18 protein-coding genes and 1 other RNA gene are annotated in these 21,357 nt (G+C 66.4%); 14 read left to right on the top strand and 5 right to left on the bottom strand.

Features of this window, described 5'->3' with window-relative positions; all coding sequences use genetic code 11:
* The first annotated feature begins 325 nt into the window (after window positions 1-325).
* Window positions 326-739, top strand: a complete 414-nt coding sequence (locus tag pbN1_RS15600; RefSeq protein ID WP_169202021.1) for a CopD family protein — start codon at window positions 326-328, stop codon at window positions 737-739.
* Here the strand turns inward: pbN1_RS15600 and pbN1_RS15605 are convergent.
* Window positions 734-1,237, bottom strand: a complete 504-nt coding sequence (locus pbN1_RS15605) for a DUF2231 domain-containing protein (RefSeq protein ID WP_169202022.1) — start codon at window positions 1,235-1,237, stop codon at window positions 734-736. The two genes, pbN1_RS15600 and pbN1_RS15605, sit on opposite strands and share 6 nt — an antisense overlap.
* Window positions 1,238-1,273: 36 nt before the next feature.
* On the opposite strand from pbN1_RS15605, the gene coxB reads away from it, so the two are divergent.
* The 4 genes from coxB to pbN1_RS15625 are packed head-to-tail and all read left to right on the top strand — an operon-like array spanning window position 1,274 to window position 5,758.
* Window positions 1,274-2,107 (top strand): cytochrome c oxidase subunit II, encoded by an 834-nt coding sequence (gene coxB, locus pbN1_RS15610; RefSeq protein ID WP_211161404.1) that lies wholly within the window; start codon window positions 1,274-1,276, stop codon window positions 2,105-2,107.
* Window positions 2,104-4,611, top strand: a complete 2,508-nt coding sequence (gene ctaD / locus pbN1_RS15615) for a cytochrome c oxidase subunit I (RefSeq protein ID WP_169202024.1) — start codon at window positions 2,104-2,106, stop codon at window positions 4,609-4,611. Before coxB ends, ctaD begins: the two co-directional genes overlap by 4 nt.
* Window positions 4,611-4,958: a hypothetical protein gene (locus pbN1_RS15620; RefSeq protein WP_169202025.1), complete on the top strand. Its 348-nt coding sequence runs from the start codon at window positions 4,611-4,613 to the stop codon at window positions 4,956-4,958. The genes ctaD and pbN1_RS15620 overlap by 1 nt, the downstream gene beginning before the upstream one ends.
* Window positions 4,949-5,758, top strand: a complete 810-nt coding sequence (locus pbN1_RS15625) for a cytochrome c oxidase assembly protein (RefSeq protein WP_169202026.1) — start codon at window positions 4,949-4,951, stop codon at window positions 5,756-5,758. Before pbN1_RS15620 ends, pbN1_RS15625 begins: the two co-directional genes overlap by 10 nt.
* Before the next feature lie 38 nt (window positions 5,759-5,796).
* On the opposite strand, the gene pbN1_RS15630 is transcribed toward pbN1_RS15625, so the two are convergent.
* The 3 genes from pbN1_RS15630 to pbN1_RS15640 form a co-directional block, all read right to left on the bottom strand.
* Window positions 5,797-8,337 carry an NAD-dependent epimerase/dehydratase family protein gene (locus tag pbN1_RS15630; protein ID WP_169202027.1) on the bottom strand — a complete coding sequence of 847 codons (2,541 nt, stop codon included), beginning with the start codon at window positions 8,335-8,337 and terminating at the stop codon, window positions 5,797-5,799.
* Between the two features lie 500 nt (window positions 8,338-8,837).
* The gene (locus pbN1_RS15635) at window positions 8,838-9,176 is read right to left on the bottom strand and encodes a 4a-hydroxytetrahydrobiopterin dehydratase (protein WP_169118108.1); all 339 of its coding nucleotides are present in this window, start codon (window positions 9,174-9,176) and stop codon (window positions 8,838-8,840) included.
* A gap of 233 nt (window positions 9,177-9,409) precedes the next feature.
* Window positions 9,410-9,904, bottom strand: coding sequence for a methyltransferase family protein (locus pbN1_RS15640; protein WP_169118107.1), 495 nt, complete (start codon window positions 9,902-9,904; stop codon window positions 9,410-9,412).
* A gap of 315 nt (window positions 9,905-10,219) precedes the next feature.
* Between pbN1_RS15640 and pbN1_RS15645 the strand changes: the two genes are divergently transcribed.
* Both pbN1_RS15645 and pbN1_RS15650 read left to right on the top strand, forming a co-directional pair.
* Entirely contained in the window at window positions 10,220-10,480 is a 261-nt protein-coding gene (locus pbN1_RS15645) for a hypothetical protein (protein ID WP_169118106.1), read from the top strand.
* 184 nt (window positions 10,481-10,664) lie between these two features.
* Entirely contained in the window at window positions 10,665-11,351 is a 687-nt protein-coding gene (locus pbN1_RS15650; RefSeq protein ID WP_169118105.1) for an SOS response-associated peptidase, read from the top strand.
* A gap of 155 nt (window positions 11,352-11,506) precedes the next feature.
* Here the strand turns inward: pbN1_RS15650 and ssrA are convergent.
* Window positions 11,507-11,834, bottom strand: a transfer-messenger RNA (tmRNA) gene (gene ssrA / locus pbN1_RS15655).
* A 341-nt stretch (window positions 11,835-12,175) separates the two neighbouring features.
* Between ssrA and pbN1_RS15660 the strand changes: the two genes are divergently transcribed.
* Genes pbN1_RS15660 through bcsB form a run of 7 tightly spaced genes read left to right on the top strand, consistent with a single transcriptional unit; the run spans window position 12,176 to window position 21,357 of the window.
* Complete coding sequence (locus pbN1_RS15660) at window positions 12,176-13,756, top strand: BcsE family c-di-GMP-binding protein (protein ID WP_169202028.1); 1,581 nt, start codon at window positions 12,176-12,178, stop codon at window positions 13,754-13,756.
* A complete protein-coding gene (gene bcsF / locus pbN1_RS15665; protein ID WP_169202029.1) occupies window positions 13,753-13,947 on the top strand; it encodes a cellulose biosynthesis protein BcsF in 195 nt (64 codons plus the stop codon). Before pbN1_RS15660 ends, bcsF begins: the two co-directional genes overlap by 4 nt.
* A complete protein-coding gene (gene bcsG, locus pbN1_RS15670; RefSeq protein WP_210147534.1) occupies window positions 13,928-15,565 on the top strand; it encodes a cellulose biosynthesis protein BcsG in 1,638 nt (545 codons plus the stop codon). Before bcsF ends, bcsG begins: the two co-directional genes overlap by 20 nt.
* On the top strand, window positions 15,562-15,774 hold the full coding sequence (gene bcsR, locus pbN1_RS15675) for a cellulose biosynthesis protein BcsR (RefSeq protein ID WP_169202042.1): 213 nt from the start codon (window positions 15,562-15,564) through the stop codon (window positions 15,772-15,774). Before bcsG ends, bcsR begins: the two co-directional genes overlap by 4 nt.
* Window positions 15,771-16,499, top strand: a complete 729-nt coding sequence (gene bcsQ, locus pbN1_RS15680; protein WP_169202030.1) for a cellulose biosynthesis protein BcsQ — start codon at window positions 15,771-15,773, stop codon at window positions 16,497-16,499. The genes bcsR and bcsQ overlap by 4 nt, the downstream gene beginning before the upstream one ends.
* Window positions 16,469-19,099: a UDP-forming cellulose synthase catalytic subunit gene (gene bcsA, locus pbN1_RS15685; protein WP_210147535.1), complete on the top strand. Its 2,631-nt coding sequence runs from the start codon at window positions 16,469-16,471 to the stop codon at window positions 19,097-19,099. The genes bcsQ and bcsA overlap by 31 nt, the downstream gene beginning before the upstream one ends.
* On the top strand, window positions 19,096-21,357 hold the full coding sequence (gene bcsB, locus pbN1_RS15690; protein WP_169202031.1) for a cellulose biosynthesis cyclic di-GMP-binding regulatory protein BcsB: 2,262 nt from the start codon (window positions 19,096-19,098) through the stop codon (window positions 21,355-21,357). The genes bcsA and bcsB overlap by 4 nt, the downstream gene beginning before the upstream one ends.

Consider the following 21,357-nt stretch of genomic DNA (forward strand, 5'->3'; position numbering starts at 1 on the left):
CATGCAGGATTGTGCTGTGACGGTAATAGGGTGCATCAAGTCAATTCCGCGCAGAACAGTCCGGGCGGAATCGGCGCTAGTGTGCGGTATTTTCTGCCCGGGCAGCGTTCAGGATTTGGCACCGGGACGAGTAATCCGGCCTTTTGTCCGCTCGGACATTTCTTTGCCGCTCCGGTTGAAATTTTTACAGCAACCGCTCGTGTGCTGTCTGTTGACGCTGCGCGACGCTCCGTACGACAGGCTCCGCCACAGGCCCCCGCTTTGCTTCTTTGCACAGGCCGGAGTCCACAGGGGCCGTGGCGAGGCTGTCGAACGGAGGCCGGGAATGCACTTGCTCAAGCTGCTTCACTTCGCGGCACTGCTGGCCTGGTGCGGCACGCTGCTGTACATGCCGGCAATGATCGCCGCGGGCACGCGTCACAACCAGCCGATGTTCTACCGCGACCACACCCACCTGATGCGGCTGATGTTCACGCTGGTTTCGTCGCCGGCGGCGCTTCTCGCGATCATTTCCGGCACCGTGTTGTTTCCCGGCGCCGCCGCGCTCGAACCGTGGCTGATCCTGAAGCTTTCGGTCGTCTGCCTGCTGGTGATTGGTCATGCATTGTGCGGCGTCCTGATCCTGAAAATCGAGCGTCGCCCGGAGGGAAGGATTCGCCGTCATTGCGCGATCCTCGGCAGTCTGCTGACTGTCCTGCTCGGCGTGACGCTGTGGCTGGTGCTGGCCAAGCCGCTATAGCGTGGTCGAGTCCTCGATGGCCGCCTTATGACCGAGTTCGACGCCGACCGCGTGTTCATAGACCAGCCGTCCGCCGAGATAAGCCGCGAGGCCGATCGTGCCGGCTGTCAGGACCGACAGGTAGAGTTCCCACGCCGTGAGCTGTTCGGCCCCTTCACGGTAGCGCATCGCCCAGTTCAGCGAAGCCAGCGAAAGCATCATCACGGCGATCACGGCGTGGCACCACGCGGTGATTTTTTCGCGGATGCGCTCGACCAGCAGCAAATCGGCGACACCGAGCAGGCTCGCGATCCAGCCGCCACCCGCGCCGACGCCGGCCAGCCACAGGCTGGCACGCGCCCAGAACGGATCGCCGCTCACGAGCCAGGCGATATCGGTGGCGACGAGCCCGATGAGCGCCGCGACCGGAAAGTGGATCAGCATCGGGTGAAGTGGGTGGCCGCGCAGCGCGGCGCGGCTGACGATCGACTCGACGCCGGATTCGGCGGGTACGGGCATTTTGACCTCGCGGGTGGGCGGGACGCAGCCGTGCCGATGCCATCGACGCCGGCCGCTGCCCTGTCGGTGCAATCGATGCTCCCGGTGCTGGCCGTGCCGTGGCTCGCCGCGTGCGAAGGTCCGCAGTCGATACTCGACCCGGCCGGCCCCGCCGCGCGCGACGTGACCCTGCTGTGGTGGCCGATGTTGATCGTCGCCACCTTCGTGCTCGCCGGCGTCACGGCCGCGTGGATCGTGGCGATGCTGCGCAGGCCGCGCGATTTCAGCCCGGAGGAGGCGAAACGGATCAGCCGGCGGTGGGTCATCGGTGGCGGAATCCTGCTGCCGACGGCGAGCATCGTACTCCTGCTCGGGTTCGGGGTTCCCGCCGGCGACCGCATGCTGCCGCTGCGCAGCGAGGCACCGCTGCGCATCGACGTGACGGGTCGGCAATGGCAGTGGGACGTCGCTTATCCGGGCAGCAGTGTCGTGCTCGTTGATGAGCTGCACTTGCCGGCGGGCCGCCCGGTGCATATCCACGTCACCAGCGCCGATGTCATCCATTCCTTCTGGGTGCCACGGCTCGGGCCGAAGATCGACGCGGTTCCCGGGCGTACCAACGTCCTGCGCCTGCAGGCCGACGAGGCGGGATCGTTCCGCGGCCAGTGCTCGGAATTCTGCGGCACGGGGCACGCGCACATGGTGCTGAGGGTGCAGGTGCATACCGAGGCGGGTTTTTCCGCGTGGCTCGCGGAGCGGACCGCAACTGCGCCCGCGGGCGGGGATGTCCCGGCCGGCACGGTCCCGGGCGGAGCACTCCCCGCCCCAGCAGCTCCGGGGGGCGCGCGGACCCCGCCCCGACTCGTCTCCGGCGCAGCCTTTCCGCCATGATCGAAGGCCGCCCCGACGAGCTCCACCAGCAGTTCGATGAGGTGTGGGGCAATCCCCGCGGCTGGCGAGCCGCGACGATCGTGAACCACACCCGCATCGGCCTGCTCTTCCTTCTGACGGGCCTCGGTTTCTTCATTTTCGGCGGCCTGCTGGCGATGCTCATCCGCGCCCAGCTCGCGCTGCCGGACCAGGCGTTCATGGACGCCGACACCTACAACCAGGTGTTCACGATGCACGGCACGGTGATGATGTTCCTGTTCGCCGTGCCGATGATGGAAGGTCTGGCGGTGTACCTGATCCCGAAAATGCTCGGCGCGCGGGACCTGGTGTTTCCCCGGCTGTCGGCGCTGGGTTACTGGTGCTACCTTTTCGGCGGGCTGATCCTCGCCGCGAGCCTGTTCCTGGAGCTCGCTCCCGATGCCGGCTGGTTCATGTACACGCCGTTGTCGAGCCTGCCGTACAGCCCGGGCGTGAATTCGGATTTCTGGCTGCTGGGGATCACGTTCGTCGAGATTTCCGCCGTCACCGCGGCGGTCGAACTGGTGGTGGCGATCCTGCGCGCCCGCGCGCCCGGCATGACGCTGCAGCGCATGCCGCTCTATGCGTGGTACATCCTGACGATGGCGATGATGATCGTGCTGGGTTTTCCGCCCCTGATCCTCGGCAGCATCCTGCTGGAACTCGAGCGCGCCGCGGGAATGGCGTTTTTCGACGTGGCCCGCGGCGGCGACCCGATCCTGTGGCAGCACCTGTTCTGGCTTTTCGGCCACCCGGAGGTGTACATCATCTTCCTGCCCGCGGCGGGCCTCGTGTCGACGATGCTGCCGGTGTTCGCCCGGCGTCCGATCGTCGGCTACCGCTGGGTCGTCGTCGCGGTGCTGACGACCGGCTTCATCAGCTTCGCGCTGTGGGTGCACCACATGTTCACCGTGGGCATCCCGCATCTGGCGCAGGCGTTCTTTTCGGCCGCGAGCATGCTGGTCGCGATTCCCACCGGTGTCCAGGTCTTCTCGTGGCTTGCCACGCTGTGGCTGGGCCGGCCCGTCTATCACGTGCCGATGCTCTGGCTCTTCGGCTTCCTCGTGATATTCGTCGCCGGCGGGCTGACCGGCGTGATGCTGGCGCTGGTGCCGTTCAACTGGCAGGTGCACGACACCCAGTTCGTCGTCGCCCACCTCCACTACGTGCTGGTCGGAGGAATGTTCTTTCCGCTGGTCGCGGCGGTCTATTACTGGCTGCCGCATTTTTCCGGCCGCATGCCGTCGCCGCGCCTCGGACGCTGGGGTTTCTGGCTGGTCTTCGGCGGCTTCAACCTCACTTTCCTCGTGATGCACTGGACCGGGCTGCTGGGGATGCCGCGGCGCGCCTACACGTATGCCCCCGGGCTCGGCTGGGACACTCCGAACCTGGTTTCCTCGATCGGCAGCTTCATCATGGCGATCGGCATCGCCACCGTGCTGGTCGACGTGCTGCTGCACTTTCGCTTCGGCGTGCGGGCCGCGCCGAATCCGTGGCACGCCGATACGCTCGAATGGGCCACGCGGCTGCCGCCGACCGCCTACAACTTCATCAGCCTGCCGAGCGTCGATAGCCGCTACCCGCTGTGGGATCGCCCGGACCTGGTCAAAGAGATGGCGCGCGGCGAGCAGGGCCTGGCGGCGATCGCGCACGGGCGCCGCGAAACCTGGGGCACCGATGCCGTGACCGGCGAAGTGCGCGAGATCATCCACTTGCCCGGCAACACCTGGCTGCCGTTCGCCGTCGCGCTGGTGCTGTCGGCGGTGTGCATCGGCCTGCTGGTGAAGGCGTATGCCGTGGCCAGCGTCGCGATCGTCGCGGCGGCGATCCTCGTGCTGCGCTGGTCGTGGGAAAACGGTGCCTACGAAGAGGGCGGCACGGCCGTTCCGATTTCTGCCGGCGACCCGCCGTTGCACTGGCGTACCCACAACGGCCCCGGACGCTGGGGCATGGGCGTGACGCTGCTCGCGGACGGCGCGCTCTATGCGGCGCTTCTCTTCGGCTGGTTCTACCTGTGGACCGTCGCTCCGCAGTGGCAGATGCCGGCGCAGTCTCCGCTCGACGCTCGCGGCATGCTCGCGAATGCGCTGCTGCTGAGCGCAGCAACGCTGTGGCTGCGGCGGGTTCTCGCGGCGCTGCGACGCGGCTCGGACAAGGGGCTGCGCGGGCAGCTCGCCGCGATCGCGGCGCTCGGCCTGCTGCAGTCGGCACACCTGTTGTGGCTGACGTACGCGTCGGATCTCGCGCCGAAGGCGACGGCCCACGACGCGGTGATCGCCGTCGTTCTCGGCTATGCCCTTTTCCACTGCGTTCTGGCGGGAGTCGCGACCGGGCTGCAGGCGTGGCGAGCCCATTACGGCTATGTCGACCGTGCGGCGCCGTACGAGCCGATCGTGCTGGGGCAACTCTGGTATTACAACTTCGGCGTGGTGTGGAGCGCCTACGTCGCCTTGGTGCTGTTTCCTTCGACGTGGGGAGGCGGCTGATGACGTGGCTTTACCATCCGCTCCAGATCCCGCTCGGCCTGATCGTGTGGGGCGTATGGTTCATCGCGCTGTACAGCGGCCTGTCGGTCGGTTGCGCCGTCGCGCCGCCGGACGCGGCAGCAGGGCCGTGGAACTGGCTCAACGTTGTACTGGGCGGCGCGTCGCTCGCGACGGTGGCGCTGCTGCTCGGATTGTCGGCGCTGTGCTGGCGGGCGTCGCGCCGGGTCGGCCAGAACGAGCGGGCGAAGCGCTTCATCGCACGAGTCGGTGCGAGCGTGCATCTGGTCGCAGCGCTGGCGACGCTGTTCATCGCGCTGCCGATCGTGGGCCTGCCGCCATGCGTCTGATCGCGGCGTTTGTTCTGGTGACGCTACTCGTCACGGTGCGGCCGGCCGCGGCGCACGCGCTTGCCGGGTCGCTGCCCGCAAGTTTTCCGCTGCTTCTGATCGCGGCGTTGCTCGGTGCGGCGTGCGGGCTCTACGGCCTCGGGGCGCGACGCGTGCCGCCGGGCCGGGTGCAAGCGACGTGGTTTTGCGCCGCGATGGCGATCGGCGCGCTGGCGGTGTTCGGACCACTGGACCGCTGGGCGGAAAACAGTACGGCGCTGCACATGGTGCAGCACATGCTCCTCATCGTCGTGGTCGCGCCGCTCGGAGCGCTGGCCGGCCCATTGCCGCAGTGGAGCGCCGCGACCGGAACGCTGTTGCGCCCGCTGTGGGGGGCGATCCAGCGCTGCGGTCGTCATCCGCTCGCGGCGGCGATGGTGCACGGCGTGCTGATCTGGCTGTGGCACGCCCCGCGCCTGTACCTGCTCGCGCTCGACGATCCGTGGTGGCACCTGGTCGAGCACGTGTCGTTCGTCGTGAGTGCGTGGCTCTTCTGGTGGGCCGTCCTGCGTGGCCGCCGGCTCGCTCCGGCGCTGCTCGCGATCCTGCTGACGCTGATCCACACCGGGCTGCTGGGCGCGTTGCTGACTTTCGGCAGGGTATCGTTCTACGGCGACGCACGCGCGCTCGAGGACCAGCAGCTGGCCGGGCTCATCATGTGGGTGCCGGGCGGTTTCGCCTATCTGGCCGCTGCTGGCTGGATCGTGTGGCGCCGGCTCGGCGAAGAAACCGCGCCTGCCGCGGTGCCGGCGCGGGATTGAAGGGGGAGGGCGTCGCCAGCTGTCGCGACCGAGCAGCGTCAGCCACCGGGCGTCGCCAGTCTCGACCAGCGCTCTCCCGCTTTCGCATAGCGGTCCCACGCGCCGTAGTGACTTTCGACTGCGCCGCGCGGCAAGGCCAGCGCGACCAGCAGCAGACCGATGATCGAAACCGTCGCGGTACCGAGGCCGGTATAGCCGTCGAGAAGCCAGGGCGCGAGCAGCAGCCAGGCGCCGAAAGCGGCATTGATGAAGCGCAACGGCCGCGCGACTTCGGCGAGCGCCATGATCGAAAAGGTGATCACCAGCGCGCCGACGACATGATCGTTGTCGGCCGCGGTGCCGGTCGTGTCGAACAGCAGCCGGCTGAGCATGAGGACCGCGCCGAGGACGATGCTGAGCGCCAGCGTCCACGGTACGGTCACGCCGCCCTTGAGCATTTCGCGCAGCACCACCGGAGCGCGTTCCTCGAAATTGTCCGAATAGTCCGCGCTGCCGCCCTCGATGGTGTCGCCGTGCAGCAGCACGTGCCACAGCCACTTCCCTTGCCGGCGGCGCTCCTTGAGAAACTGGAGAGTCGCGAGAATCTCGTCGAAGGAGTACGGGATTTGCAGCAGCATCGCCGCGGCGGCGACGAGGCACAGCGTGCACCACGTGCCGATCACGACCGGCTGGATGATGATGAAGAAAATGCTCACGGCGCCGAGCGGGACGATCAGCACGCCGAACAGCAGCACCAGCCACGGCAGCGTGCGCCAGCGCCGCTTGTCGCCGATGATGCCGGTGACGATCTCGAGCACATAGACGGCACCGCCGAGTCCGGCGTCGGAAACCGGCCAGGCTTCCGAAACGGAAGACGTGATGATGCGTTCGGTGCCGTCGCCGAAGAACGGATCCCACGCTGCGGGGATATGGCCGAGCTGGAACGCGGCCAGATAGCGCGAGATGAACAGGCCCACCAGGGCCAGCGCGATGATCGGGATGCGCTGGTTCCACGACGACGGGCTGTAGTCCCAGCCGGGAGGCGTGTCCGGCCCGGCGAGACGCGCAATCGGGCCGACGCCCGGTGTCGAGGGCACGCCGACCGCGAACAGGATCACCAGCGCGCCGACGAGCGTGTCGTTGGCATAGGCGACGGCGCTCGGGCTCCAGAACACCAGCGGCGCGAACAGCAGCCAGGTGCCGAGAGCAGCGGTCGCCCAGCGCGCCCACGCGATGCGCCGCGACAGCGAGGCCAGCGCGAAGGCGGTGATCAGCAGTCCGCTGACGATGTCGCTGGCGGTCATCCAGGTGTCGGAAAGGACGAGGCCGCGCTCGTTGGGGGCGATGAGTTCGCCGGGCTCCATCCAGCGATCGGCGAGCCCGAAGATGAACGGGCACGAAACGAGCCACAGGCCGAGCGCGGCGTTCGCGAAATGGCACCAGATCGTCTGCCGGTGTTCGCGCCGATCGAGCGCGTCGTATTCGGCGAGGAGCTGCGCCTCGGGCTGCGGCTGCGCGGCCAGATCCTCGAGCCACAGCGGCAGCGGAATGCGGTTCGCCTTGTACCAGGCGGCTGGGCTTTGCCTGAGCCGGCCGATCATTTTCGGTAGGACCCGACGCAGGCTGTGCTGCGGTCGCCAGCCGAGGAGCTCGGTCGCGCGCGAGATGTCGAGCTCGTAATGGTCGTCCGCGAGCCACACCATGAACGGCTGGATGAAAGGCTCGATGCCGCGGTCGATGGCGTCCGGGGTGACTTTTTCCACGACGTCCTGCGCCCACGCGCCGGTCGCCGCGACGGGTTTCGGTATCCGCCGCGTCCCCCACGGCTCGCCGTGGATGAGCTGCCCGATCAGGTTCTGCAGCGACTCGTAGCTTTCGGTCACCGGCTCGCCGATGAGCAGCGTGGTTTCGTCCTCCAGCCCATGGCGTTTCTCGACGACCAGCCGAAACGCCTGCGCGACGTCGTCCAGATGCACGAAGGCCTGGCCGTGGGCCGGATCGCCGGGGAAGACGTGGCCGAGCATCTGGCGCTCGTAGATGCGCTGGATCTGGTAGGCGAGGGACGGGACTTCGCAGTCGTCCGTGTAGACGCCGGCAATGCGCAGGATCACCGCCGGAATCCGCCCGCGCGTCGCGAGCACGGCCTCTTCGGCCTCGAGCTTCGATTGCGGATACGGCCACTTCGGCGCGAGATCGCTGTTCTCGTCGATCGGGACGCCCGGCTCGGTCGGCGCGTGGACCAGCATCGTGCTCGCGTAGACGAACTGATCGACGTCGAAATCCTGCAACGCCTCCAACAGCCGGCGCGTGCCCTGCACATTCACTTCGTCGTATTTCGGATCCGGCTGGCCGGAAAAATCGTAATAGGCGGCGAGGTGAACGACCGACGCGATATGCGCGCCATGGCGCTCGCGAAGGGTGCGACAGGCCGCCGCGAGCGCGTCAGGCGACGTGATGTCGACGTCGATGCAGTCGGCCGCCTGCCTGCAATCGCGCTCGAACCCGACGACGGTGAAGCGCTCGACGAGCACCGCACCGATCGCGCTGCCGAGCCGGCCTGCCGAACCGGTGATGAGTACCAGCGGTTTCGTTGACGCCATGAAATGCTCCTCACGATCGCACGCACAAGGCTCCGGGTTGCGGAAAAAAGAACGGCTTCGCCTTCAGCCAGGTATCGACCCGGGGGAAGCAGGCTGTCCCAGCTTTCCTTGAAGCTCGCGATGATGATGCCGGGTTTTCGGAATATCGAACGCTGCAAGGGAGATGCCGGGAAGAAGATTCGGTCCGTCGGGACGAGCCGGTGCGCCCGTGTGAGCGGAAAACGGACTGCCGCCAGTGCCGGGGATGCCCTACGCCGCCGCGACTGCAGGCCTTCGTCGGAAGGGGCTGTCGAGCGACAAAGCAATACTCCACCGGCCGCCTGTCGAAGACCAACGCGAACTCGGCCCAGGGGCTTCCTGTACGCGAGACCCGTGAGTCCGGCTGAAAAAACTACAGCGCGTTGAAACAATTTCCCGGTCGCCGCGGCAACGGTACGGGCGCTTGCGGCAAGGCCTTCACGAACGGCTGCGGCGAGGGGAAGACTGGAAGGGCCTTCGCGTCACGTTGGCGCCAGCCCGTCGGTCTTGGCCGCCATGATGAAATCGTTGTCGTGGAGGCCGTTTATCTTCTTTGTCTGCCACGTCACGCGGGCCCAGCCCCAGCCGAAGCAGATGTCCGGATGATGGCCCTCGGTTTCAGCCAGCTCGCCGAGCTTCGCGACGAAGCTCATCGCGTCCTTGAAGTCGCCGAAAGTGAAGCTGCGCTCGATGCAGCGTCCGTCGTCCGAAAGGGTCCAGGCCGGCGTCTGCGCCAGATAGCGCTGGGCCTGCGCCTTCGTCATCGGAGGCACGCCGCCGCGGCACGGCGTGCATGTCCTGGACTGTAGCTCGTCGCTCATATCGGGATTCCTCCAAAGGCGAGTTCGATCCGGGCGAACACAAACGCTGCGCATCCCGACGAACGATCCAATGTAGATCGTCCCGGAACAACGTTCAAATGCCGCAGCCGCCGAAGGCGGGAATGACGATGATGGAGGCGGCTTTGTCCACCGGAGTCCCTCGTGACCGGGCAGCGGCATGAGACCCGTACCCTCCGCAATATTTTCCGCAATCACCTGGTTGAAACTCGGATTCAGTAAATAAACGGAATCAATTTGCGCACCCGCTGTTGATATTCGATGTAGTGGGGAAAGCGTTCGATCAGCCAGCGTTCCTCGCGTCTCGACTTGATGTCGAAGAACAGCAACAGCCCGGCTGCGTAGATCAGGGTAAGCCATCCGTGGATAAACAACGCCCAGCCGACCGCCATCAATATCACCCCGCAGTAGATCGGATGCCGCACCCCTCGATACAGGCCGGTGATCACCAGGGTTGCGTGCTCCCTGGGATGGGGCAGGGGGGTGAGGTTGGAGCCGAGGTGCAGTGCCGCGGCGACTGACATCGTCAACCCTGCAGCGATCAGCAAGGCGCCAACGACTGACGTGACGACGGCTGCGGTTTCCGGCCAGGGTGGCAGGCCGGGGGCGGTTCTTGGCCCGAACAGGATGAGGGCGAAGAGGATTGCCTGCAGGACGACGAACCATTCGCCGCGATGGCCTCTCCACCAAGGTTGTTTTGAAGAATGCATGTTTCCTCCTCTGGTCCGTCCACTCCGCGGCTGAGCATCGAAGTCGCCCTTACCTCACTCGAGATGCAGGCCGGAGGCAACCGGCAGCTTGATGATGGTGTAGGATTCCGGCCCCATTCCGGGATACGCCGCGAATCGCCCGTCCAACCTCTGTCGGCAGCCATCGCGTCCGTCCTGACAGGCCATAATTACGACAATATTTCATCTTCGGGTTTTTTGGGCGGTTCGGAGATGACTCACTGCGCAAATCCGTGGGATTTCGCAGCGGATCAACAAACATATCGGGGTGGTGACCCCGGCGAGGGAGGTGAGGTGATGTCGGCAACCCAGTTCGACGCGGCTGCGCTCGTCAACCGGTCCCTTCGTTGGGAGAGCGATACGCGTTACTACATCGCCTTCGTGCACCAGGACCTCTTTGGCGATCTGGTGCTGTCGCGGTACTGGGGAGCCAAGGAAACGCGCCAGGGGGGTGAGCGGCACGAGCGCCTGACCTGCCTCGAAGATATCGAGGTGCGCCTGCAGGAGATTCTGCGGGTACGCGAGCGTCGCGGTTATCGACTCGTGCCGTCGCATTGAGTGGACACGCAGCGTCGATTATCAGTCGGGGATGATCAACGTGGAGAGCACATTCCAACAGGGGCGGCTTGTACGCGATGGTGCGACGCCGACCTGTCCAACTGGCGCCTGGAAGGCATTATCCGCCGGGCGACAAACGAACTACTATTGCCACTGACACCTCCTTCGGCAAAGGAGTCGCGGCATGTGTGGTCGCTACGCCCTCTATGGTTCGATCTCCCGGCTGCGCGAGCAGTTCGGCTGCGATATCGACCCGCTGATCCTGGACTTTCCTCCGCGCTACAACGCAGCCCCGATGCAGAGGCTGCCCGTCATCCGGCAACTGGCCACGGGCGAACGGGTGGCGCATTTGCTGCGCTGGGGCCTCATCCCGTCCTGGGCGAAGGACGAGACGATTGGCACGCGCCTCATCAACGCTCGCTGCGAGACCCTCGCCGAGAAGGCGAGCTTCCGCAATGCGTTCAAGAGCCGCCGCTGCCTCGTGCCGGCGTCGGGGTTCTACGAATGGAAGAAGGTTGCGGGCGGAAAACAGCCGTATTTCATTCGCCCGGCGAATGACCGCCTGTTCGCTTTCGCAGGGCTATGGGAGCGCTGGAGCAAGCCCGACGGCGAGACGCTCGACACCTTTACGATCATCACGACGGAGGCGAACGAGGCGCTGGGCGAACTGCACGACCGCATGCCCGTCATCGTGCCCGAGGATGATTACGACCTGTGGCTGAGCAAAGACACGCATCCGGAGCTGGTGCGCCGATTGCTCGTGCCGTACGACTCCGTTCTAATCCGGATGCACCCTGTGACGAAGCGCGTCGGCAACGTGCACAACGAAGGCCAGGAACTCGTCGCCCCGCTCGAAGACCGCGCCCCGTGAACGTTTCGGTGCGCTCCGACCCTGCATTGCCGATTGGAACGAGCGAGGGCAGGAAGGGCAGCGGCCCTGATAGGCGCAACCCTTGTCGCAGACAGGATCACGGGGAAGAAAGGCAATCAGGTGGCAACCGAGCGCTTGGCCAAGCGCGGTGAACGTGAAGCGGGGGCCGAAGCCCCCGCCCGCCGTCTTTGGTAACAGGGCTCAGGCAGCCCCGGCTGTTGCCTTAAGCGGCTACAGCGAAACGCTCATCGTTGGCGTTTGTGGATTTGCGCGGATTACGTCCGTCGCCTCTCGGGTTGCCTGCTCACCATTGCCCGCCCTGTCGAAACCGGTGCACCCCCACACTGGACACTCTCGAGAATGCCCACTGTGGAGGTGGCGGGAATCGAACCCGCGTCCAGAACGTCTCCGGGTTGCCGGAATTACAACCATGTTTTGCACTATAAGGGCAGTGCCCCTCCGATTTCAAGTGTACTGGGGGTTTTTTTACACGCCAGCGCGCCAGTACCTTTGTTCCACGGCGTTGTAATTGAAGCAAGTCAATCACGCCCCTCCTGCCCTTTTTCCGAAACAGGGAGTTGTGAATGTTTTTGTGGGCAATGACCAGAAACCTGAATTAATTCACGCTTCAGGCATTTTTCCGTTTAATGGGCATATTTACAAATGGTAACATTTGTCATGTTTATCAGGATTTTGTGCCCACATTGCTCCCGCCTCTTCGCCGCACGGCGGCGAATGCGTCGCCGTCTTATGGATCACGCCAGCCACCTCCCGCTTCGCCTTGCACATCGGCCGCAGTCACTGCCCTATCGTCGGCTGGCTCGATGCAACGATGTGCCCGGCTTGGCGATTCTTCCAGGGAGGCCCGTCTGAATCGTGTCACCCTTGCCATCCCGTCTTTCCGGGAGTGCCAGACGCGCCTGCGTCAAGGTGGGCTGTATTGGCTGACGATCGATCGGGAAGATGACGCGAGGCGCCTGATCCGGCAAGTGCTGGCGGGTTTGCCCGAGCAGATGCCGGCCAGCCTGCTGTGCTGCGGCATCGAGCCGCAGGAACTGGCCGACGGCCTCGATAAGCAGACAGGGCCGGACGAACTGGCGCTGTTCGACGTCTCCCGGAGCCGGCTGCGGGAGACGCTCGATCATCTGCCGTCCGAACTGACGCGCGCCGGTATCGGTGCCGCAGGCGGCTTGCTGCTGCTTGCGCTGCCGATCGAGGGCTGGCTGGATTATGACTCCCGTCAGCTGCATGCCTGGTGCCGATGGATGCGCGATTGGCTGGCACGACGGCGCTGCACGCTGCTGCTGGTATGCCACGGCGAGGCGTCGCAGGTGTATCGCGAACTGGCGTCGGCAAATGAACTGCTGTCCGGCCTGGCGCGGCTGTATCGTGGCGAAGGCGCCATTCGCTACCTGCTCGATTTCTGGCACAGCGAGGTTGGCGTCTGCGCCGAGCAGGCATTCGAACTGGTCGTCGATGGCGAAGGATTCCGCCGGGTGACGAAGGCCCAGGTTCAGCCGCAAGACGTGGTCGTCGACGATGATGATCTCGTACTGGCGCAGCGCGAGGTGCTCGGTAGCGCGTCGGCCTCATCCGGTCGCTGGCAATTCTTCGCCAGCCGTGCCGAACTGCTGCAACGGGCTGTCGGGGCGCGTGCGGCCAGCGTGCTGATGGCGATCGACGACATCGGCGAGGTGGATGAAATCGCGCAGCAGGTGCACAGGCTGCGCCAGCGCAGCGGCAACGCACTGAAGATCGTGTTGCGCGAAATGGTCCCCGGGGTGCGGTATCGCGACGAGCGCCTGCTGCTGTCGTCCGGCGCCACCCTGGTCGTGCCGCATGGCATGCCGCTGCCCGGTTTTCTCAGCCTGCTCGAAAGTGTCCAGGGGCAAATCTGGCGGCGCGCCCTCGCGACCGATTTCGACTCCCTGCTCGACCGCTTGCGGCCGCCGCAACTGCGGGGTTTGCTCGCCCCGCGCGATTTCCTTGCTGCGCTGGAGATGATCCATGCCGGCGAATTCGGCGAACTCGTGCACCAGTTGCTGAGATTGCGGCCGCATCCCGGCCTACGGATCGCACAGTGCCTGAGCCAGATCCGCTTGCGGCGATTCGGTGATATCGCCTGTGTCGTCGACGGCGTCCTCTACCTGTTTCTGTTCGCTTGCCGCGATGATGGCCTGGAGCCGGCGATGGCCAACATCTGCCGCCTGCCGTGGCGGGAACTCTTCGAGGGCTGCGAGCGGCTTGACAGCATCGCCACCCTGCGGCGCGACGCCTTCGTCGACACCGCTGCGACGATGGCGGCGGTTGCCGAAGCTGACGAAGCCATGGAACCGGCTGCCGTGGGGCGGGCACCCTTGCAGTTGCGTCCGGCAACCTTGCATCTTGCTGAGCGCTGCACATGAACTACGCCGAACTGCTCCAGGTCGTCGCCGTGGTCTGCGTGTTGACGACGGCGCTGGTCCTCCTCGCCGGCGAGTTGCGGCGCACCCTGCGCGAATGGATCGAGCGCTGCCTGCCGCCCCGTCATCTGCGTGCCAGGGGGGTGCGGCGCCGGCAGGCCGGGACCGCGGAGAATGGAGACGCCCATGAATGAGCGTAAGACCGGCAAGCCGGGCCTGGCGTGGCCGGGGCTGGGGGGCTGGAACCTGTATTTCCTGGCCAAGTTCATCCTCGTGTGGCTCGGTTACTTGAATTTTCAGGCCGTACCCAACCTGGTATTCGCCGCGGCCTTGCTGTTACCGGTGTCGTCGGCGCTGCTGCTGCCGCGCAAGCTGCTGGCGCTGCCGGCGGGCGTGGCGCTCCTTTATCACGACACCTGGTTGCCGCCGTTCGCCCGCCTGCTGGCGCAGCCCGGAGTGCTCGATTTTTCTGCGGAATATCTGCTCGAACTGGCCGGACGCTTCATCGACTGGACGCTCATCGGCGTGCTGTTCGTGTTCGTGGTGGCGGCGCTATACCTTTCGCGCTGGCTGCGTCTGACCACGTTCACTCTGGTCGGGCTCGGGTGGCTGGCCAGCGGCGGCCTGGCAGACATGGCGGGGCAGCCTGCGGTTGCCGCCGTCGCCCGCGAGCAGCCGCGCCACGCGATACCGGCTTCGCCGGGCCGGGAAGCCGACAGCGCCACGCTGGACGAATATCTGCAACGGTTCTACGGCGACGAGGCAGGGCGGCGCACCGAATTCCAGCCGCCCCCCGCGGCGGCCGCGCCCTTCGACCTGTTGCTGGTGAACATCTGCTCGCTGGCCTGGGACGATCTCGAGGCTGTCGGCATGAAGGACAACGCCTTGTTCCGGCAGATGGATATCGTCTTCGATCACTTCAATTCGGCGACGTCCTACAGCGGGCCGGCGGCCATCCGCCTGTTGCGCGCCAGTTGCGGTCAATCCTCGCACAGCGGCCTTTACGATCACGCCGCGAACCAGTGTCTCCTGTTCGATAACCTGCGCCGGCTGGGTTTCGACAGCGCACTGGCGCTGAACCACGATGGCAAGTTCGACGATTTCCTCGGCGAGGTGCGCCGCCAAGGTGGCATGCCGGCGCCGGCGCTCGATGGCAGCAGTTTCCGCCGCGCGCTGGTGAATTTCGACGGTTCGCCGATCTGGCGCGACCGCGAGGTGCTGGAGCGCTGGTGGCAGCATCGCCAGGGGCAGGATTCCGGGCGCGTGGCTCTGCTGTACAACACCGTCACACTGCACGACGGCAACCGTCTGGTGCGCGCCGACGGCGGCACTCAACGCGTCGATTACCGGGCGCTCGCGCAGCGGTTGCTCGAAGACCTGAACGCCTTCATCGATCAACTCGAGCGCAGCGGCCGGCGCGTGGTCCTGGTCATCGTCCCCGAGCACGGCGCCGGGCTGCATGGCGACCGCATGCAGATTGCCGGCATGCGCGAGATCCCCAGCCCGTCGATCACCCACGTGCCGGTGGGGATCAAGCTGATCGGCATGGGATCGGCCGCGCGCGACGAGCCGCTGCATGTCGGCGCGCCGAGCAGCTATTTGGCATTGTCGGAAATCATCGCGCGGCTGTCGATGATGGCGGCGGTGGACGACGGTGCCGGCATCGACCGGCACGCCTTGGTAGCGGACCTGCCGCAGACGGCCCCGGTGGCGGAAAACGCCGGCACCGTGGTGCTGGAATACGGCGGGATGTCTTACGTACGCATTCAGGAGCAAGGTGAATGGCTACCCTACCCGCATCGTTCGCAATGAGCACGACGGCACACGACCTGGACGATTCGTCCACGGCCGACGACATCGGCCGCCTGCGGGCGGCGCTGCAACTGCCGGAATTCGATTACGTCGGCCTTGGCATGCGGGCGGAAATGCTGCGCGCGCTGCGACGCTGGCCCCTGCTCGATGAACTGGATCGCAGCGACGCCCTGCCGACGACGCACGACCGGCAGGAGGTGGCGGCGTGACCTCCGTGTCGATGCGCGGACTGCGTGGCGGCGTCGGCAGCACTTCGCTGCTGGCCGCCGTTGGCCATGCGTTGCACAGCCTGGGCGAGCGGGTGCTGCTGGTCGATGTCTGCCCGGAGAACCTGTTGCGGCTGCATTTCAACCTGGGCTGGACGGAGAGGAGGGGGTGGGCGCGCGCCACTCTCGATGGATGGCCGTGGGAGGAACAGGCCTGGAGTCTGGGGTCGAACCTGTTCCTGCTTCCATACGGCGAGGTGAACGAGGCCGAGGAGACCGCCATGGAGCGACGGCTGGGTGCCGAGCCCGCGCTGTGGCGGCGCCGCCGGGCCAGCCTAGCGGAGCATTTCGACTGGCTGCTGTTCGATCTGCCGCGCGGCCATCCGGCTCATGCCGCCAGCGTCGGTCCGTGCGATCTGCCGATCCGGGTGGTGGAGGCCGATGCCGCCTGCCATGCGCTGCTGCAGCGTCGGCCAGAGCGGTCCTGCGACCTCATGCTCGTCAATCGCTACGATCCGCTCTGCCAGTTGCAGCGCGATGTGCTGCTGCTCTGGAAGCAGCGTCATGGCGGCCGGCTGCTGCCGGTAAACGTCCATGCCGATGCGGCAATGCGCGAGGCGCTGGCCTGCAAGGCCCCGGTCGGTCACTACGCCCCAGCCAGCCTGGTGGCGAAAGACGCCCTCAGCGTGGCCATCTGGTGCCTGGCGCAGCGGGCGAGGGCAGCGTGACGCTCGCGTGCTGCTTTCCTTATCGTCGGCTGCGCCATCGGCATGGCTGTTCGGCCGTGGCCGCGCTGCTGCTGAGCATGATCAACCTGCTGGCCTGGCTCGTGCTGCGTCTGGAGTCGCATGCCTGGCGTGCGTTGCTCGATGAGCGACAGCGCTGGTATCCGCAACTGGCGGACAAGCGGCCGAGCCCGGGCGACCCGTTGCGTTACGCCGTGCAGACGTTATGGCTGCTGATGATCCGCCCGGCCGCTCCGGTGCATTCGCCGCACCGGCGCTGGCTGGCTGCATGGTCGAGTGTGGGGCGGGCCTGCGGGCGCCTGTTCGCTGACGTCGGGCAGATACCGCCGCGCGTGCGGCGCAGTACCAGGTTGCGCCGCGGTGCGGACTGGCTGGAGCGAATCGGCCCGCGCCGCCGGCTACTGCTGTACGGCGTTATCGGCATCCTCGCCGCCGGCCTGGCGCTGCTGTGCATCACCGAACCTTTCGATTACCTGGCCCAGTCGGTGTTCGTCCTCCTGCTGTGGACCTTGGCCATGGTGGTCAGGCGCATGCCGGGGCGCTTTCCCACGCTGCTGCTGCTCGTGCTGTCGGTGATCGTGTCCTGCCGCTACCTGTGGTGGCGCTATACCGCGACCCTGAACTGGAACGACGCCCTCGATCTGGCCTGCGGGCTGATCCTGCTGGCGGCGGAAAGCTACTCCTGGCTGATCCTGATGCTTGGCTACATCCAGACCTGCTGGCCGCTGGGGCGCCGTCCCGCGCAGTTGCCGCCCGACACCCGGCAGTGGCCGAGCGTGGACCTGTTCATCCCGACCTACAACGAGGATCTCGACGTGGTACGCACTACTGTCTATGCGGCGCTGGGGATCGACTGGCCGCAGGAGAAGCTGCGCATCCACATTCTCGACGACGGCCGGCGCGACAGTTTTCGCCGCTTCGCCGCCGAGGTCGGCGTCGGATATCTCGCCCGTCCGGACAACCGCCACGCCAAGGCGGGCAACCTCAACCACGCGCTGAGCCATACCGACGGCGAACTGGTGGCGGTGTTCGACTGCGACCACGTGCCGGTGCATTCCTTTCTCCAGGTTACCGTGGGCTGGTTCCTGCGCGACCCGAAGCTGGCGCTCGTGCAGACGCCACACCATTTCTTCTCGCCGGACCCGTTCGAACGCAATCTCGGCATCTTCCGCCGCCAGCCCAACGAGGGCGACCTGTTCTATGGCCTGGTCCAGGATGGCAACGACATGTGGAACGCGGCGTTCTTCTGCGGTTCCTGCGCGGTGCTGCGCCGTTCCGCGCTGGAATCGGTCGACGGCTTCGCCGTCGAGACGGTGACCGAGGATGCGCATACCGCGCTGCGCCTGCACCGCAACGGCTGGAACTCGGCCTACCTGCGCGTCTCGCAGGCCGCCGGTCTGGCCACCGCAAGCCTGCCTGCCCACGTCGGCCAGCGCATCCGCTGGGCGCGCGGCATGGCGCAGATCTTCCGTATCGACAACCCCCTGCTGGGCAAGGGACTGAACCTGTTGCAGCGCCTTTGCTACGCCAACGCCATGCTGCACTTTCTGTACGGCCTGCCGCGGCTGGTGTTTCTCACCGCGCCACTGGCGTTCCTGCTGTTGCATGCCTACATCATCTATGCGCCGGCGCTGATGATCCTGCTCTACGTCCTGCCGCACATGATCCATGCCAGCCTGGCCACCTCGCGCATGCAGGGCGCTTACCGGAAAACCTTCTGGGGCGAGGTGTACGAGACGGTGCTGGCCTGGTACATCGCCTGGCCGACGACGGTCGCCTTGTTCAACCCGAAGAAGGGCAGCTTCAATGTCACAGCCAAGGGCGACCTGATCCAGGAAGACCAGTTCAACTGGAAAATCGCCCTGCCGTGTCTTGTCCTGGCGGCGCTGAATTTTCTCGGCCTCGGCTTTGCCGTCTGGCGCCTGTCGTACGGTTCGACCGAGGAGATCGCCACCGTGATCGTCAGTTCGCTGTGGGTGGGCTACAACCTGCTGATCATCGGTGCCGCCATGTCGGTGGCCGCCGAGGCGCGCCAGGTGCGCCAGAGCCATCGAGTGCAGACGCCACTGACGGTGGCGCTGCGCCTGCCCGATGGCCATCTTTTCCCTGGCGTCCTGGCCGACTACTCCGTCGCTGGCGTCGCTGTCAGGCTGCAGGTGCCGCTGCCGCTGCCGCTGCCGCTGCCGCTGTCGTCCGGCATCGAAGTGAACCTGCTGCTGCGCCGCGGCGAGCGCGAATTCGCCTTTCCGGGCATCGTCCGCCGTTACGACGGCGATCTGCTCGGGATCGGCTTCGAAACGCTCTCGTCCCAGCAAAAGATCGATTTCGTCCAGTGCACCTTTGCCCGTGCCGACGCCTGGCTGGACTGGCACCACGAATTCGGCGGCGATCGGCCCCTGCGCAGCTTCGCCGACATCCTGAAGCTGGGCTGCGAAGGCTATCGCCGGCTGTACCTGCACCTGCCGCGCCCGTTGCGCGCACCGCTGCGCCACTTTGGGCGTCTGGGGCGCTGGTTGGGCAGCTACTTGCCGCGCAATCCCTTGCCCCTGCTTTCCTCTCCTTTGCCGACCGCCGGACCATGAACCGCCATTTCCGCAAATTCCTGTTTGGCGGCCTCGCGCTGCTGCTCGCCGCCGGCGCCTTGGCCGCGACTGCGTCCCCTGCAACGGCCGCAACCAGGTCCGTGACGCCACCCCAGCCTCCGGCCTGGCAGACGACGCGTACCTTCGCCCGCCTCGGCCGTCCGGATGACACCCTGCTGCTGGGCATCCGCAACAGCGACCAGATCGAGTTCGGCCTGCGCCGCGACCGCATCGCCAACGAAGCCGGCCTGCGGCTCCAGTACACTCCCTCGCCGGCGCTGCTGCCGACGCTGTCGCACCTGCGCATCTACCTCAACGATGCGCTGATGAGTGTGCTGCCGATCGAGAAAGAACACCTCGGCCGGCCAGTGCATCAGCAGGTCGCACTCGATCCGCGGCTGCTCGCCGACTTCAACCGTGTCCGTATCGAGTTCATCGGCCATTACACCGACATCTGCGAAGACCCTGCCCACAGCGCCTTGTGGCTCAGCGTCAGCCGCGACAGCAGTGTTGTCGTGCGCGAGCAGGCGCTGGTGCTGCACAACGACCTGGCGTATTTCCCGGCGCCCTTTTTCGACGCCCGCGAGACCGCGCGCCTGGTGGTACCGATCGTTTTCGCCGCTGCGCCCGGTCTCGGCGAGCAACGCGCGGCGGCGATCCTGGCCTCCTACTTCGGCAGCGAGGCGGGATGGCGCGGGGCGAGCTTTCCCGTCCTGTTCGATCGCCTGCCCGAGGCAGAGGCAGGGAAGGCGCCGCAATCCGCGATTGTCTTCGCCAGCAACGACCGCCGCCCGGCGTTTCTCGCCGATACGGAAAAATATCCGCCGGTCGATGCTCCGGTGGTGGAGCTGATCGATCATCCGCACGACCCCTACGCCAAGATCCTGCTGGTGCTGGGCCGCGACGCCGACGATCTGGCCTCCGCGGCCACTGCCCTCGTGCTGGGCGGAGAGCTGTTCCGCGGCGCGCGGGTGACGGTGAACCGGGTGCAGCGGCTCGAACCGCGCAAGCCTTACGATGCGCCGAACTGGATGCGCACCGACCGGCCGGTGCGTTTCGGCGAACTGATCGACTACCCCGGGCAGTTGCAGGTCAGCGGGCTGCAGCCGCGGCCGGTGGTGGTGGACGTCAACCTGCCGCCGGACCTGTTCGTCTGGCGCAACCAGGGGGTGCCGCTGCGCACGGTGTACCGCTACACGGCGCCGAACCTGAGCGACGAGTCGCGCCTGAACGTCAGCATCAACGACCAGTTCATCAGCAGCCTGCCGCTGCAGAGCAGCGAACAGGGCCGCGTCCGCCTGGAAGAACTGCGCCTCAACGTCCTTTCCGGCGATGCCGGCGCCTTCAGCGACAAGCTGCTGGTGCCGGCGCTCAAACTGGGCGATCACAACCGGATCCGTTTCGATTTCAACTTCGCCAGCGTGCTCGCCAGCGCGCAGCGCGACCGCTGCCAGACGATGCTGCCAGTGGATATGCGGGCCATCATCGACGAGGAGTCGTCGATCGACCTGTCCGGCTATCACCATTACATCGGCATGCCTGACCTGGGCGTCTTCGTGCGCAGCGGCTTCCCCTTCAGCCGCATGGCCGATCTTTCGGAAACGCTGGCGGTGGTGCCCGCCGGGGCCGGGGCGACGCAGGTCGGCGTCCTTCTTGACGTGGTGGCGGGGATTGCCGCGCGTACCGGCTACCCGGCGCTCGGGCTGCGCCTGAGCGACGACTGGCGCACCGCCGCGGCGACCGATGCCGATCTGCTGCTGCTCGGCCGCCTGCCTGACGAACTGCGCGACGATCCCGACCTCGAGTTGCTGCTCGAACGTTCGCGCGACTGGTCGCTGCGGCCCGGCGCCACCCACACCGTGGCAGCGGAGAGCCGGGTCGACATCTCCGCGGGGGCGCCGATCGCCGCCATCGTCGGCATGCAGTCGCCGTCCCACGCGCAGCGCAGCGTCGTCGCCCTGCTCGCATCGGAGGCGGGCGATTACGAACTGCTGCGGGCCGCCCTGGCCGATCCGCAGCGGCTCAACGCGGTTGCCGGCTCGGTGTCGCTGATCCGCAGCAGTGGCGTCGTCAGCCAGGCTGCCGGCGAGCGCTACTTCGTCGGCAGCCTGCCCTGGTGGCTGCTGACCTGGTTCCACCTGTCCGCGTATCCGGTGCTGCTTGCCGTGCTCGCCACAATCAGTGTCGCGCTGGCCGCCTTCCTGCTGTGGCGCGTGCTGCGCTGGGCGGCGCGCCAGCGCCTGGCCGGGGACGCCTGA

It is taken from the genome of Aromatoleum bremense (assembly GCF_017894365.1).
Lineage (GTDB): Bacteria > Pseudomonadota > Gammaproteobacteria > Burkholderiales > Rhodocyclaceae > Aromatoleum > Aromatoleum bremense.

What these genes read in the sequence shown, in the direction of transcription:
- pbN1_RS15600 (WP_169202021.1), top strand. Translation starts at nt 326, where the DNA reads ATGCACTTGCTCAAGCTGCTTCACTTCGCGGCACTGCTGGCCTGGTGC.
- pbN1_RS15605 (WP_169202022.1), bottom strand. Translation starts at nt 1,237, where the DNA reads ATGCCCGTACCCGCCGAATCCGGCGTCGAGTCGATCGTCAGCCGCGCC.
- coxB (WP_211161404.1), top strand. Translation starts at nt 1,274, where the DNA reads ATGCCATCGACGCCGGCCGCTGCCCTGTCGGTGCAATCGATGCTCCCG.
- ctaD (WP_169202024.1), top strand. Translation starts at nt 2,104, where the DNA reads ATGATCGAAGGCCGCCCCGACGAGCTCCACCAGCAGTTCGATGAGGTG.
- pbN1_RS15620 (WP_169202025.1), top strand. Translation starts at nt 4,611, where the DNA reads ATGACGTGGCTTTACCATCCGCTCCAGATCCCGCTCGGCCTGATCGTG.
- pbN1_RS15625 (WP_169202026.1), top strand. Translation starts at nt 4,949, where the DNA reads ATGCGTCTGATCGCGGCGTTTGTTCTGGTGACGCTACTCGTCACGGTG.
- pbN1_RS15630 (WP_169202027.1), bottom strand. Translation starts at nt 8,337, where the DNA reads ATGGCGTCAACGAAACCGCTGGTACTCATCACCGGTTCGGCAGGCCGG.
- pbN1_RS15635 (WP_169118108.1), bottom strand. Translation starts at nt 9,176, where the DNA reads ATGAGCGACGAGCTACAGTCCAGGACATGCACGCCGTGCCGCGGCGGC.
- pbN1_RS15640 (WP_169118107.1), bottom strand. Translation starts at nt 9,904, where the DNA reads ATGCATTCTTCAAAACAACCTTGGTGGAGAGGCCATCGCGGCGAATGG.
- pbN1_RS15645 (WP_169118106.1), top strand. Translation starts at nt 10,220, where the DNA reads ATGTCGGCAACCCAGTTCGACGCGGCTGCGCTCGTCAACCGGTCCCTT.
- pbN1_RS15650 (WP_169118105.1), top strand. Translation starts at nt 10,665, where the DNA reads ATGTGTGGTCGCTACGCCCTCTATGGTTCGATCTCCCGGCTGCGCGAG.
- pbN1_RS15660 (WP_169202028.1), top strand. Translation starts at nt 12,176, where the DNA reads ATGCAACGATGTGCCCGGCTTGGCGATTCTTCCAGGGAGGCCCGTCTG.
- bcsF (WP_169202029.1), top strand. Translation starts at nt 13,753, where the DNA reads ATGAACTACGCCGAACTGCTCCAGGTCGTCGCCGTGGTCTGCGTGTTG.
- bcsG (WP_210147534.1), top strand. Translation starts at nt 13,928, where the DNA reads ATGGAGACGCCCATGAATGAGCGTAAGACCGGCAAGCCGGGCCTGGCG.
- bcsR (WP_169202042.1), top strand. Translation starts at nt 15,562, where the DNA reads ATGAGCACGACGGCACACGACCTGGACGATTCGTCCACGGCCGACGAC.
- bcsB (WP_169202031.1), top strand. Translation starts at nt 19,096, where the DNA reads ATGAACCGCCATTTCCGCAAATTCCTGTTTGGCGGCCTCGCGCTGCTG.